Source organism: Enterobacter sp. Res13-Sevr-PEC09-46 (assembly GCF_015672585.1).
GTDB lineage: Bacteria > Pseudomonadota > Gammaproteobacteria > Enterobacterales > Enterobacteriaceae > Enterobacter > Enterobacter hormaechei_C.
Genome location: NZ_JADABR010000018.1, coordinates 261,722 through 275,790, shown reverse-complemented (window position 1 = coordinate 275,790; position 14,069 = coordinate 261,722). Strand labels below are relative to the sequence as shown.

Annotated in this window: 12 protein-coding genes; 4 read left to right on the top strand and 8 right to left on the bottom strand. The window is 57.4% G+C overall.

Annotation, left to right across the window (positions count from 1 at the left end; translation table 11 throughout):
• Window positions 1–80 precede the first annotated feature (80 nt).
• Window positions 81–1,748: an energy-dependent translational throttle protein EttA gene (gene ettA / locus IMQ56_RS12970; RefSeq protein WP_006810191.1), complete on the top strand. Its 1,668-nt coding sequence runs from the start codon at window positions 81–83 to the stop codon at window positions 1,746–1,748.
• A 129-nt stretch (window positions 1,749–1,877) separates the two neighbouring features.
• Here ettA and IMQ56_RS12965 read toward each other — a convergent pair whose 3' ends face one another.
• On the bottom strand, window positions 1,878–2,777 hold the full coding sequence (locus IMQ56_RS12965; RefSeq protein WP_015572618.1) for a LysR family transcriptional regulator: 900 nt from the start codon (window positions 2,775–2,777) through the stop codon (window positions 1,878–1,880).
• Window positions 2,778–2,885: 108 nt separating this feature from the next.
• On the opposite strand from IMQ56_RS12965, the gene IMQ56_RS12960 reads away from it, so the two are divergent.
• Entirely contained in the window at window positions 2,886–3,887 is a 1,002-nt protein-coding gene (locus tag IMQ56_RS12960; protein ID WP_196064047.1) for a zinc-binding alcohol dehydrogenase family protein, read from the top strand.
• A gap of 83 nt (window positions 3,888–3,970) precedes the next feature.
• Here IMQ56_RS12960 and nadR read toward each other — a convergent pair whose 3' ends face one another.
• The 3 genes from nadR to serB all read right to left on the bottom strand — a co-directional run bounded on the left by nadR (window position 3,971) and on the right by serB (window position 7,668).
• Window positions 3,971–5,203, bottom strand: a complete 1,233-nt coding sequence (gene nadR / locus IMQ56_RS12955) for a multifunctional transcriptional regulator/nicotinamide-nucleotide adenylyltransferase/ribosylnicotinamide kinase NadR (protein ID WP_015572616.1) — start codon at window positions 5,201–5,203, stop codon at window positions 3,971–3,973.
• A gap of 35 nt (window positions 5,204–5,238) precedes the next feature.
• A complete protein-coding gene (gene radA / locus IMQ56_RS12950) occupies window positions 5,239–6,624 on the bottom strand; it encodes a DNA repair protein RadA (protein ID WP_017383829.1) in 1,386 nt (461 codons plus the stop codon).
• 75 nt (window positions 6,625–6,699) lie between these two features.
• Window positions 6,700–7,668, bottom strand: coding sequence for a phosphoserine phosphatase (serB, locus tag IMQ56_RS12945; RefSeq protein ID WP_003856524.1), 969 nt, complete (start codon window positions 7,666–7,668; stop codon window positions 6,700–6,702).
• Window positions 7,669–7,785: 117 nt separating this feature from the next.
• Between serB and IMQ56_RS12940 the strand changes: the two genes are divergently transcribed.
• Window positions 7,786–8,430: a YtjB family periplasmic protein gene (locus IMQ56_RS12940; RefSeq protein WP_015572615.1), complete on the top strand. Its 645-nt coding sequence runs from the start codon at window positions 7,786–7,788 to the stop codon at window positions 8,428–8,430.
• 39 nt (window positions 8,431–8,469) lie between these two features.
• Window positions 8,470–9,486 carry a lipoate--protein ligase LplA gene (gene lplA, locus IMQ56_RS12935; protein WP_015572614.1) on the top strand — a complete coding sequence of 339 codons (1,017 nt, stop codon included), beginning with the start codon at window positions 8,470–8,472 and terminating at the stop codon, window positions 9,484–9,486.
• Between the two features lie 85 nt (window positions 9,487–9,571).
• Here lplA and deoD read toward each other — a convergent pair whose 3' ends face one another.
• From deoD to deoC, 4 genes are all read right to left on the bottom strand, one after another.
• Window positions 9,572–10,291 carry a purine-nucleoside phosphorylase gene (gene deoD, locus IMQ56_RS12930; protein WP_003856538.1) on the bottom strand — a complete coding sequence of 240 codons (720 nt, stop codon included), beginning with the start codon at window positions 10,289–10,291 and terminating at the stop codon, window positions 9,572–9,574.
• A 126-nt stretch (window positions 10,292–10,417) separates the two neighbouring features.
• Entirely contained in the window at window positions 10,418–11,641 is a 1,224-nt protein-coding gene (gene deoB, locus IMQ56_RS12925; protein WP_003856540.1) for a phosphopentomutase, read from the bottom strand.
• A 53-nt stretch (window positions 11,642–11,694) separates the two neighbouring features.
• Window positions 11,695–13,017 carry a thymidine phosphorylase gene (deoA, locus tag IMQ56_RS12920; RefSeq protein WP_017383831.1) on the bottom strand — a complete coding sequence of 441 codons (1,323 nt, stop codon included), beginning with the start codon at window positions 13,015–13,017 and terminating at the stop codon, window positions 11,695–11,697.
• A gap of 99 nt (window positions 13,018–13,116) precedes the next feature.
• Window positions 13,117–13,896, bottom strand: a complete 780-nt coding sequence (gene deoC / locus IMQ56_RS12915; RefSeq protein ID WP_003856543.1) for a deoxyribose-phosphate aldolase — start codon at window positions 13,894–13,896, stop codon at window positions 13,117–13,119.
• Between the last annotated feature and the right edge of the window lie 173 nt (window positions 13,897–14,069).

Sequence of the window (14,069 nt, the reverse complement as noted above, 5' to 3'; positions counted from 1 at the left end):
GGCTGGGATTAGGGCGTGAAAAAGGCTACACTTCGAGGCTGAAATTCATTCTCATCACGATAAAAGAGGCGAAGTCCAACGTGGCTCAATTCGTTTATACCATGCATCGTGTCGGCAAAGTTGTCCCGCCGAAACGTCATATTCTTAAAAATATCTCGCTGAGCTTCTTCCCGGGCGCAAAAATCGGTGTTCTGGGTCTCAACGGTGCCGGTAAGTCCACCCTGCTGCGCATCATGGCCGGCATCGATACAGACATCGAAGGTGAAGCCCGTCCGCAGCCTGGCATTAAGATCGGCTACCTGCCGCAGGAACCTCAGCTGAACCCGGAACACACCGTGCGTGAATCCGTTGAAGAAGCGGTATCCGAGGTGGTTAACGCCCTGAAAGGCCTGGATGAAGTGTATGCCAAATACGCCGAGCCGGATGCGGACTTCGACAAGCTTGCTGCACAACAGGGCAAGTATGAAGAGATTATCCAGGCGCACGACGGTCACAACCTGAACGTGCAGCTGGAGCGCGCGGCCGATGCCCTGCGTCTGCCAGACTGGGATGCGAAAATCGCTAACCTGTCCGGTGGTGAACGCCGCCGCGTGGCGCTGTGCCGTCTGCTGCTGGAAAAACCAGACATGCTGCTGCTCGACGAACCTACTAACCACCTGGATGCGGAATCCGTGGCGTGGCTGGAGCGCTTCCTGCACGACTTCGAAGGCACCGTGGTGGCGATTACCCACGACCGTTACTTCCTCGACAACGTTGCGGGCTGGATCCTGGAGCTGGACCGCGGCGAAGGTATTCCGTGGGAAGGCAATTACTCCTCCTGGCTGGAGCAGAAAGATCAGCGTCTGGCGCAGGAAGCATCTCAGGAAGCGGCGCGTCGTAAGTCTATCGAGAAAGAGCTGGAGTGGGTGCGTCAGGGCGCGAAAGGCCGTCAGTCCAAGGGCAAAGCCCGTCTGGCACGCTTCGAAGAGCTGAATAACACTGAATACCAGAAACGTAACGAAACCAACGAACTGTTTATTCCACCTGGCGCACGTCTGGGGGATAAAGTGGTTGAAGTGACCAACCTGCGTAAGTCCTACGGCGACCGTCTGCTGATCGACGACCTGACCTTCTCCGTGCCGAAAGGCGCTATCGTTGGCATCATCGGTCCGAACGGCGCAGGTAAATCAACCCTGTTCCGCATGATGTCCGGTCAGGAACAGCCTGACAGCGGCTCTATCACCCTGGGTGAAACCGTGAAGCTGGCTTCCGTGGACCAGTTCCGCGACGCAATGGACAACAGCAAAACCGTGTGGGAAGAGGTTTCCGGCGGTCTGGATATCATGCGTATCGGCAACACCGAGATGCCAAGCCGCGCTTACGTTGGCCGCTTTAACTTTAAGGGCACTGACCAGGGCAAACGCGTGGGCGAGCTGTCCGGCGGTGAGCGCGGTCGTCTGCACCTGGCGAAGCTGCTCCAGGTTGGCGGCAACGTTCTGCTGCTTGATGAACCTACCAACGACCTGGACATCGAAACCCTGCGCGCGCTGGAAAACGCCCTGCTGGAGTTCCCGGGCTGCGCGATGGTTATCTCGCACGACCGCTGGTTCCTGGACCGCATCGCAACCCACATCCTGGACTACCAGGACGAAGGTAAGGTGGAGTTCTTCGAAGGTAACTTCACCGAATACGAAGAGTACAAGAAACGCACGCTGGGCGCAGACGCGCTGGAGCCGAAGCGTATTAAGTACAAGCGTATTGCGAAATAAAAGCAAAACGGCAACTTCGGTTGCCGTTTTTTATGTTTGTAACCTCTCCCCGTGGGAGAGGGCCAGGGTGGGGGCATCAGGCCGCACAGTGTGTAGGCCGGGTAAGGCGAAGCCGCCACCCGGCTTTTTTTATTTGCCCACGTAATACCGCTTCACCTCATCAAACTGCATCGCAAAGTCGATATAGCTCATCAGCGCAGGCGAATTGAGCTTACGGCTCGGGTAGGCCAACCAGAGATCGTTTCCCTCAACGCTCCACGCCGGCAGCACCTTCACCAGCGCGCCCTTTTCGATCTTATCTTCCAGCAGGAATGCGGGTAACAGCGTGATCCCCGCCCCGGCAATGGCGCATTCCCGGGCGTACACCAGGTTATCCGTCATATGGGCGTTATCCGGCAGATACCGATAATCCTCACTCTCGCTTCGCAGAAGCCACTCCGACCATGCCCGGTGCGTAATGCAGCGGTGCTCCACCAGCTGTCGGGGATGGATTAACGGCGCCCGACGCGCCAGGTAGTGGGGCGAGGCCAGCATGTAGCGCGGACAGTGCCCAATCATGCGGCCAATCAGGGAAGAATCCTGCGGTTTGCCGGTGCGCAGCGCCACGTCAAAGCCAGACTCGACCAGATCCACCACGTCGTCTGAGATCGACACATCCAGCGACACGTCCGGATAGCGAAGCTGGAACTCGGCATTCATATGCGCCAGCAGCGTCGCGCCAATTCCCGCCGGACAGGTGATCCGCAGCCGCCCGCTGGGGTTTTCGCGCAGCCGCTGAATGGCATACTCCGCGCGCTCGCTGGCCGCCAGCATCTCGCGACAGTGCACCAGATAGTGCTCGCCTGCAAACGTCAGGCTGATCCTGCGCGTGGTGCGATTCAACAGACGGATCCCCACCTGCTGCTCCAGCTGGCTAATCCGCTGGCTGACGCTGGATTTCGGCAGTTCCGCCTTCTGCGCCGCCGCGGTAAAGCTGCCCATCTCGGCCACCAGCGCAAACAGCGCCATATCCTGAAGCTGTTTAAACATGATTGTTCACCCTGTACGAACGCTGAGTTCTGGATTGTCCATCTTATCATGCAGCTGACCACTTAATAGACTAGCCTCAACAAAACGCATGCCATTGAGGAGCACACCATGTCAGTGAAAGCCATTGCCGTTAACCCAGAAAATCCTTCCACCTTCATTGAAATCACTCCGCCGATGCCGCAGCCCGGTGAACACGATCTGCTGGTGGAGGTAAAAGCCGTCTCCGTAAACCCGGTGGACACCAAAGTACATGCAGGCATTGCTAAAAGCGGACTGAAGGAGCCGCGCATTCTCGGGTGGGATGCCAGCGGGATCGTAAAAGCCGTTGGGGCTGGCGTCACCGGATTCAAACCGGGTGATGAAGTGTGGTACGCGGGGGACATCACCCGTCCGGGCAGTAATACCACGCACCAGCTGATCGATGCGCGCATTGTCGGGCACAAGCCTGCAATCCTTGACTGGGCCGCCTCGGCAGCACTGCCGCTGACGGCGCTCACCGCGTGGGAAGGCCTGTTTGAACGGCTGAAGATTCAGGATGCCGACGCAGATAAAACGCTGCTGATAATTGGCGGCGCGGGTGGAGTCGGATCGCTGGCGATCCCGTTTGCGAAGCACAACAGCAAGGTGAAGATCGTCGCAACCGCTTCACGAGAAGATTCCGCCCGGTGGTGTCGCGATCGCGGTGCAGACATTGTTGTAAATTACCGCGACCTGAAGGGTGAACTGGCGAAACAGGGGCTCACCTTTGTGGATTACATTTTTATCCTCAACGATACCGACGGGCACTGGGATGCGGTCAGCGATCTGATTGCCCCTCAGGGACACATTTGTTCCATCGTTGAAAACGCGCATCCGCTGAACCAGGACAAGCTGAAGTCCAAATCTGCCGCCCTGCACTGGGAATTTATGTACACCCGTAGCATGTACCAGACCACGGATATGGCGCGTCAGGGTGAGATTTTAGATGAGGTGGCGAAGCTGGTGGATAACGGCGTGGTGGAAAGCTCGCTCAGCGAAACGCTGCACGGGCTAAGCGTGGAAAGCATTACCGAAGCGCACCGCAGGGTGCTGGAGGGGCATATGCGTGGGAAGGTGGTGGTTGAGTATTGAGTGGACTGATTCCCTCACCCCGGCCCTCTCCCAAAGGGAGAGGGCGATTAAAGCCCCCTCTCCTGGTGGGAGAGGGGAAGTTATTAACCCTGCTCCCCCATCATCTCCTTCACCAGCTCGACGCAGCGCAGGAAGCGGGAGTCGTAGTCCGACTCTTCCACATGTACAAACTCAACGTTGTTCTCGTTAAGCATCTCTACCAGCATGGTCTGGAACTCCCTCCTGTCCACCGAGCTGCCCAGGCTGCGCATGCCGTCGGCCACCCACGGGGTGTTGTTTTCCAGCAGGATCACCAGGTCAAAGCGGTATTCGTCAATCAGCGCCTGCACAAACGGGTGCTCGCGCCCTTCGTACTTTTTGCAGAACGCCTGCGTGGTGACGAAATCGGTATCAATAAAGGCAACTTTATTGGCGTATTTCACCGCGAAATCAATGTACTGGGCATGACCGAGCGCGATTTTATCGTAGTCGGAATACTGCAACGCCATCTCGTCGCCGCCAAGGTGTGAGAAGACGTAATCGCGGCCATACTCCCACGCACTGGTGGTATTGAAGATGTTAGCCAGCTTATTTACCAGCGTCGATTTCCCGCTCGACTCGCCGCCGAGGATCGCCACCGTACGCACGAAGAACGGCTTCACCTCGGTCGGGATGTAGTCCCAGTAACGGAACGGGTTCTCGCGGATCTGCGCCCCGCTGATGTTCATGAAGGTGCGTTTAGGATCGATCAGCACCGTCTCAATGCCCAGATGCTCACGGAACTGCGGCGCGTCGGACTCTTCAGAGGTGTAGATCCAGTTAGGCGCAATGCCCTTCTCTTCCATAAACGCTTTGATGCCGTTGCTCCACACGTCCCAGCCGTGCGGATACGGCTCCATGCCCTCTTCGTTAAAGGCATGAATACGAATATTTTTCTGATATTTAAAGGTCTGAAGCAGCCAGCGCAGGCGGTCCGGCACGGTGGGCTGCTGCGACATGGCGCTGTCTTCAAACAGCTGGCGATCGCGGGTTTCATCATAACCCATGATGATATGCAGTTCGTCGACCTGGCTACAGGCGCGCTGGATCAGATAGATATGCCCGGTATGCAGCGGGTAGAACTTACCGAACACCACGCCAATGTTCTTTTGCATCCGCGGAAATTCAAGCCCCAGAAAACGGTGCAGCGCTTCCAGCTTCTGCGCGCTGGGGCTTTTGATTTTGGCGTTCAGCAGTTGGCTCAGGTAGCCCTTGGTCATGCCGCTGGCGTCCGCCACCTGCTGCAACGTGCAGCCCTTCTGGCGGATAGCGGTCTTGATGTAGTCAAATGATGACATAAATTACGGTGCCTCCTGCAAAATCGAATACGTAATTATAAGTCGTCAAAGACATTTAACGCATCTGCAAGTTTTTTAACGCCAAAAACCTGCATCCCTTCCGGGATTTTTTTCGGCACGTTGGCGGCCGGAACAATCGCGCGGCGGAAGCCATGTTTTGCCGCTTCGGAGATACGCTCCTGACCGCTCGGCACCGGGCGGATCTCGCCGGCCAACCCTACCTCACCAAATACCACCAGATCCTGCGGCAACGGTCTGTCGCGCAGGCTGGAGACCATTGCCAGCAGCAGCGCCAGGTCCGCGCTGGTTTCCGTAACCTTCACCCCACCAACCACGTTGACGAACACATCCTGATCCGCCATTTGCAGACCGCCGTGACGGTGCAGCACCGCCAGCAGGATCGCCAGGCGGTTCTGTTCCAGACCGACCGCCACGCGCCGCGGGTTGCCCATCATCGATTGATCCACCAGCGCCTGAATTTCAACCAGCAGCGGACGCGTCCCCTCCCACAGCACCATCACCGAACTACCGGACGTGATCTCGTCGCCACGGCTCAGGAAGATGGCCGACGGGTTGCTGACTTCGCGAAGCCCCTGCTCGGTCATGGCAAACACGCCCAGCTCATTCACCGCGCCAAAGCGGTTTTTATGGCTGCGCAGGGTACGAAAACGGGAATCCGCATCGCCATCGAGCATCACCGAGCAGTCGATACAGTGTTCAAGCACTTTCGGTCCCGCCAGCGAGCCGTCTTTGGTCACATGACCAACCATTACAATCGCCACGCCGCGCGTTTTGGCAAAGCGCGTCAGGTAGGCCGCGGTTTCACGCACCTGCGCCACGCTTCCCGGTGACGACTGAATGTCAGCCATATGCATCACCTGAATGGAGTCAATCACCATCAGCTTCGGCTGCTCTTCTTCGGCGATCATGCAGATCTGCTCGATGCTGGTTTCCGAAAGCATATTCAGATTGCCGGTCGGCAGGCCGAGGCGGTGCGCGCGCATCGCCACCTGCTGAAGTGATTCTTCCCCCGTGACGTACAGGGTTTTCATCTGTTCGGCTAGCTTGCAGAGCGTTTGCAGCAGCAGGGTCGATTTACCCGCGCCCGGGTTACCGCCGATCAGAATGGCGCTGCCCGGCACTACGCCACCGCCGAGCACGCGGTCAAATTCTTTGAATCCGGTGGAAAAGCGCGGCAGCGCTTCCAGGCTGATATCCGAAAGTTTTTGTACCTTCGACACGCCTGCATTGCCCGCATAGCCGCTCAGCCGTTCATTGCGGGCCACGCTCGGCGAAGCCGCCACACCACGCACTTCGGTGATGGTGTTCCAGGCATGACAGGCGCTGCATTGCCCCTGCCAGCGCGGATAATCCGCACCACATTCATTACAGACAAATGCGCGTTTTGGAGCTTTCGCCACGGTTTACCTCGTTATTTCTGTGCGGTCTGCGCGCCGGGTGGCGCTGACGCTTACCCGGCCTACAAAAGCAGGCCGCTATTTTTGATTAATGCTGCCGGAGAGAATGCAGAACACCCCCATCAGATCAGCATGACGGATAGTGACTTCCGTCTTTTCATTCACTTTCGGCTTGGCATGGTAGGCAATACCCAGCCCGGCAACTTTGATCATCGGCAGATCGTTCGCGCCATCGCCGATGGCGACGGTCTGCTCGACCGGAATGGCATATTTCTCCGCCAGACGCGTCAGCGTATTGGCTTTGTACTGCGCATCCACGATGTCGCCGATGACCTGTCCGGTGAGTTTGCCGTCCATGATCTCCAGCTCGTTTGCCACCACGGTGGTCAGACGCAGCTTGTCACGCAGGTAGTCGGCAAAGAAGGTGAACCCGCCGGAGGCAATCGCCACTTTCCAGCCGAGCGTCTCCAGCTTGAGCACCAGCTGCGTCAGCCCAGGCATCAGGGGCAGTTCATCGCGCACCTGACGCAAAATGTTAGCATCGGCCCCCTTCAGGGTCGCCACGCGCTGTCTCAGGCTGGCGGTAAAATCCAGCTCGCCGCGCATCGCGCGCTCGGTGACTTCCGCCACCAGCTCGCCGCTGCCCGCCAGTTTAGCAATCTCGTCAATACATTCGATCTGAATGGCGGTGGAGTCCATGTCCATTACCAGCAGGCCGGGCGTTTTCAGGTGCGGAATTTTGCCGAGGGGGGCAACGTCCAGCCCGGCGTCGTGCGCCAGACGCGTGGCGCGCTGCGTCAGGGAACCCGCCAGGCGAATAACCTGATAATCTTCCACGCACCAGGCCGCAACGATGACCATCGCTGCGCCCAGTTTGGTTTGATACTGGGTGAGGCGTTGCTTATCCAGGCCGCGTCCGTACAGCAGCCAGCCGCTACGGCCAGCGTGGTAATCGAGAGGCATCACCTCATCGCCACTTAAAGAGAGCGGCAATCCTGGCCATAAAGAGACATCCGTTGGCAGGTCGCACCAGGTAATGTTCGGCATTGAAGCTCCTGTAATTTCGTTCGCGCCGGAAGGTTCCAGAGGGAAAATAACGCATGAGGCTACCCTGTAACCATCACTTCTGGCAACATTAAGCCGTAAATTTTAAGCAGGTGGAATATGGCTCGCGCAAAACTGAAATTCCGGCTTCATCGCGCCGTGATTGTCCTGATCTGTCTCGCACTATTAGTGGCGCTGATGCAGGGGGCATCCTGGTTTAGCCAGAATCACCAACGACAGCGTAACCCGCAGTTTGAGGAACTGGCCCGGACGCTGGCGCGCCAGGTGACGCTCAACGTTGCGCCGTCTATGCGCACCGAAACGCCGGATGATAAGCGAATAGCCCAGGTATTGCGCCAGCTTACGGAAAACAGCCGCATTCTGGATGCGGGCGTGTACGATGAACAGGGCGACCTGATTGCCCGCGCGGGTGAGCATGTCGACGTGCGCGACAGGCTGGCGCTGGATGGCAAAAAAGCCGGGGGTTATTTCAACCAACAAATCGTCGAACCCATTCAGGGCAAGAATGGTCCGCTCGGCTATTTACGTCTGACACTCGACACCCACACCCTGCCAACCGAAGCCAAACAGGTGGATAACACCACCAATATTTTGCGCCTGATGCTGCTGCTCTCGCTGGCGATTGGCGTGGTACTGGCGCGCACGCTGCTCCAGGGCAAACGCACCCGCTGGCAGCAGTCGCCGTTCCTGTTAACCGCCAGCAAGTCGGTTCCCGAAGAGGAAGAGAGCGAGAAGAAAGAATAGTGATAAAGTAGGCGGATGATTCGGAAAAGGAACTCTGCCATGTCGACGTTACGCCTGCTAATCTCTGACTCTTACGATCCCTGGTTTAACCTGGCGGTGGAAGAGTGCATCTTCCGCCAGATGCCTGCCACCCAGCGCGTCCTGTTTCTCTGGCGCAACGCCGATACGGTCGTTATTGGTCGCGCGCAAAATCCGTGGAAAGAGTGTAACACCCGCCGTATGGAAGAGGACAACGTCCGCCTGGCGCGCCGCAGCAGCGGCGGCGGTGCGGTGTTTCACGATCTGGGCAACACCTGCTTTACCTTTATGGCGGGCAAGCCGGAATACGACAAAACCATCTCGACCTCCATTGTGCTTAACGCGCTCAATTCACTCGGCGTGACGGCTGAAGCCTCGGGACGTAACGATCTGGTCGTGAAAACGCCTGAAGGCGACCGGAAAGTGTCAGGCTCAGCCTACCGCGAAACGATGGATCGCGGATTCCACCACGGCACATTATTGCTGAATGCCGATCTGAGCCGTCTGGCAAACTATCTGAATCCGGACAAGAAAAAGCTCCAGGCCAAAGGCATTACCTCCGTGCGCGGTCGCGTGGCGAATCTGGTGGAGCTCCTGCCGGGGATTACCCATGAACGCATTTGCGATGCGATCCGCGAGGCCTTTTTCAGGCATTACGGTGAACGCGTAGAAGCCGAGGTGATTTCTCCGGATAAAACCCCGGATCTGCCAAACTTCGCGGAAACCTTCGCCCGCCAGAGCAGCTGGGAGTGGAATTTCGGTCAGGCACCGGCGTTTTCACACCTGCTGGATGAGCGATTTACCTGGGGCGGCGTTGAGCTGCACTTTGACGTCGAGAAAGGCCATATCTCTCGTACCCAGGTATTTACGGATAGTCTTAATCCGGCACCGTTAGAAGCGCTGGCTGCACGTTTGCAGGGCTGTCTCTATCGGGCAGATATGCTGCAACAGGAGTGTGACGCGTTACGTGTTGATTTTCCGGAACAGGAACAAGAGTTGCGGGAGTTATCGGCGTGGATTGCGCAGGCAGTACGCTAATAAAAAAGCCCGCTGGCGCTCTGCTTAGCGGGCCTGGAAAACCGCAGGCCGGGTCAGGCGAATCCGCCACCCGGCACAACAGATATTACTCTTTATCGCCCAGCAGAACGGATTCCAGCGCGATTTTGATCATGTCGTTGAAGGTGGTCTGACGCTCGGCAGCGGTAGTCTGCTCGTGGGTACGGATGTGGTCAGACACGGTGCAGATGGTCAGCGCTTTCGCACCGAATTCAGCCGCCACGCCGTAGATACCGGCCGCTTCCATTTCCACGCCCAGAATGCCGTATTTTTCCATCACGTCGAACATGTCACCTTCTGGCGAGTAGAACAGATCGGCAGAGAACAGGTTGCCCACGCGCGCGTCAACGCCCAGCGCTTTTGCCGCGTCAACCGCGTTACGCACCATGTCAAAGTCAGCGATGGCCGCAAAGTCATGATCTTTAAAGCGAATGCGGTTGACTTTAGAGTCGGTGCACGCGCCCATGCCGATCACCACGTCACGCAGCTTAACGTCCATGCGCACTGCGCCGCAGGAGCCGACACGGATGATTTTCTTCACGCCGAAATCGGTGATCAGCTCTTTGGTGTAGATGGAGCAGGATGGGATACCCATGCCGTGACCCATCACGGAGATTTTGCGGCCTTTATAGGTGCCGGTGAAGCCCAGCATGCCGCGCACGTTGTTCACTTCACGCACGTCTTCGAGGAAGGTTTCTGCAATGTGCTTCGCGCGCAGCGGGTCGCCCGGCATCAATACGACGTCAGCGAAATCACCCATTTCTGCATTAATGTGAGGAGTTGCCATCTTCAGTTCCTTTTACATTGTTGTTTTTGCCGGGTGGCGGCTACGCCTTACCCGGCCTACATTCTGTTTCTCCCTCTCCCGGTGGGAGAGGGCCGGGGTGAGGGCATCAGGCCGCACCCAATCCGTTTAGAACATAGCCTTGCCATATTCCATGTCAGATGTACCAAAGTATTTCGCAATCGTCTGGCCGATGTCCGCGAAGGTTTCACGGTGACCCAGCGAGCCCGGTTTGACTTTCGGGCCGTACACCAGCACCGGAATGTGCTCACGGGTGTGGTCGGTACCGGTCCAGGTCGGGTCACAGCCATGGTCAGCGGTCAGGATCAGAATGTCATCTTCCCCCACCAGCTCCATCAGCTCTGGCAGACGGCGGTCAAACAGCTCCAGACCCGCAGCATACCCGGCGACGTCGCGACGGTGGCCCCAGGAGGAGTCGAAGTCCACGAAGTTGGTGAAGACAATGGTCTTATCGCCCGCTTCTTTCATCTCTTTGATGGTGGCGTCGAACAGCGCATCCAGACCGGTCGCTTTGACCTTTTTGGTAATGCCGCAGTTGGCGTAAATGTCCGCGATTTTACCCACGGAAACCACGTGGCCGTCTTTCTCGTCGACGAGTTTTTGCAGCACGGTCGGTGCCGGTGGCTCCACGGCCAGATCGTGACGGTTGCCGGTACGCTGGAAGTTACCCGCTTTGTCGCCGATAAACGGACGCGCGATAACGCGGCCAATGTTGTAGCCGCCTTCGGTCAGCTCTTCACGGGCGATCTCGCACAGCTCGTACAGTTTATCCAGGCCAAACGTCTCTTCATGGCAGGCGATCTGGAACACGGAGTCAGCAGAGGTATAGAAAATCGGCTTGCCGGTTTTCATATGCTCTTCGCCGAGCTGATCCAGAATCACGGTACCGGAGGAGTGGCAGTTGCCGAGGTAGCCCGGCAGGTTGGCGCGCTTCACCAGCTTATCGAGCAGCTCCTGCGGGAAGCTGTTCTCGTGATCGGAAAAGTAACCCCAGTCAAACAGCACCGGCACGCCGGCAATTTCCCAGTGGCCGGACGGAGTATCTTTCCCGGAAGAGAGCTCATGCGCCCACGCGTAGGCGCCCACCACTTCCGCGTTACCGTCCATACCGGCTGCGATCTTACCGGTAGAGCCTTCATGCGCTTTTACCAGCCCCAGACGGGTCAGGTTTGGCAGGTTCAGAGGGCCTTTACGACCGTTGTCCGCTTCGCCTTTTGCACAGGCTTCCGCGATGTGACCTAGGGTATCGGAACCCACGTCACCAAATCGTTCTGCATCTTCGGTTGCGCCGATGCCGAATGAGTCCAGCACCATAATAAATGCACGTTTCATAATTGTTCTCCGTACTTAGTGCTTCATAAAAATGCGATCAGATCAGTATACCGCTATTCAGTGATACGACGATAGACCGTCGGTGTGGTTTCCGGTGCTTTATCGTCAAGAGATATTGCCGCCTTCACCGCTTTCGCCGCGTCCTGCCAGCTGGCTTCATCTTTCGCGTGGATCACCGCCAGCGGACGTTGGCCGTCAACGCTGTCGCCCAGACGGGCCATATCGGTAAAGCCGACACTGTAATCAATGGTGTCCGATGCCTGACGACGACCGCCGCCCATAGACACGACAGCCATGCCGAGCGCGCGGGTATCCATAGCCGAGACAAAGCCTTCGCTGTCCGCATAGACCGCTTTGCTGAGCATCGCGGTTGGCAGGTATTTCGCGTAGTTTTCCACGAAGTCGGTCGGGCCTTTCTGCGCCGCCACCATCCGACCAAAGATCTCTGCCGCTTTGCCGTTGTCCAGCACCGCCTGAAGCTTCGCGCGGGCTTCCGCGTCGTCTTTGGCCAGCTTGCCGGAGATTAACATCTCAACGCACAGCGCCATGGTGACATCGAACAGGCGCGGGTTACGGTATTCGCCTGTGAGGAACTGCACGGCCTCACGGACTTCAACCGCGTTACCGGCGCTGGAGGCCAGCACCTGGTTCATGTCCGTCAGCAGTGCAGTGGTGCGCACGCCCGCGCCGTTGGAGACGCCAACGATCGCTTCGGCCAGCGCCTCAGAGAGTTCATAGGTTGGCATAAACGCGCCGCTGCCCACTTTCACATCCATCACCAGCGCATCCAGACCTTCCGCCAGTTTTTTGGCAAGGATAGAGGCGGTGATCAGCGGGATGGAGTCTACGGTCGCGGTAATGTCACGCGTCGCGTAGAAACGCTTGTCAGCCGGAGCAAGAGAGCTGGTCTGGCCGATAATCGCCACGCCAACGTCTTTAATAATGTCGCGGAAGCGGTTGTCATCCGGGAAGATATCGAAGCCCGGAATGGCTTCCAGTTTGTCGAGCGTACCGCCGGTATGACCCAGGCCGCGCCCGGAAATCATCGGGATGTAACCGCCACAGGCCGCCACCATTGGGCCGAGCATCAGGGAGGTCACGTCGCCCACGCCGCCGGTGGAGTGTTTGTCCACAATCGGGCCGTTGAGGTTGAGGCTTTTCCAGTCCAGAACGGTTCCTGAATCTCGCATCGCCATGGTCAGCGACACGCGCTCAGGCATCGACATATCGTGGAAGAAAATGGTCATCGCCAGAGCCGCAATCTGCCCTTCAGAGATGGTGTTATCACGAATGCCGTTGATAAAAAAGCGGATTTCTTCGTCGCTTAATGCATGACCATCACGTTTTTTACGAATAATTTCTTGTGCGAGAAACACGGTAACCTCCATGCGGAATCGGGTGAATGGCGGCGGATATGTTGACCCGCCCTACGATCCTGTAGGCCGGGTTAGCGTAGCGCCACCCGGCAATTCAACTTAGTAGCTGCTTGCGCTCTTACCGTCACCGTGACCCAGCGCTTTCAGCAGGCTGGCCAGCAGGCTGGACGCGCCGAAGCGGTAGTGGCGGGAATCAGCCCAGTCGGCGCCGAACAGCTCGTCGGCAATCGCCAGGAACTGCTGCGCGTCTTCCGCGGTACGCACGCCGCCCGCCGGTTTGAAGCCAACGGTTTTGGACACGCCCATATCACGGATGACTTCCATCATGATGCGTGCGCTTTCCGGAGTAGCGTTGACCGGCACTTTACCGGTAGAGGTTTTAATGAAGTCTGCGCCCGCTTTGATGGAGATTTCAGACGCCTTACGAATCAGCGCCTCTTCTTTCAGCTCGCCGGTTTCGATGATCACTTTAAGCAGCACGTTTGCCGCCGCACACGCGTCTTTACAGGCTTTCACCAGGTCAAAACCGACCTGCTCGTTGCCGGCGATCAGCGCGCGGTACGGGAATACCACGTCAACTTCGTCCGCGCCGTACGCAATCGCCGCGCGGGTTTCTGCCAGCGCGATCTCGATATCGTCATTGCCGTGCGGGAAGTTAGTTACGGTGGCAATGCGCACGTCCGGCGTGCCCTGCTCTTTCAGCGTTTTGCGGGCAATCGGGATAAAGCGCGGATAGATACAGACGGCGGCGGTGTTACCCACTGGCGTTTTCGCCTGATGGCACAGGGCGATGACTTTTTCATTGGTGTCGTCATCGTTCAGGGTGGTCAGGTCCATCAGTTTCAACGCGCGCAGGCTGCTTGCAGTTAAATCGGTCATAACATTCTCCAACGGCAGTGCCGTATAAATTTTACCTTGCGGGTCTGTGAGTATTCTAACATTCACCCGCATCCACACTTCGACATTCATCACAGTTAATGAAAACTGTGTGCAAATTTGCATTACTGTAATGAGATCTTCTTCAAATTTTAGTGCGTTAATTGCTGACTAAA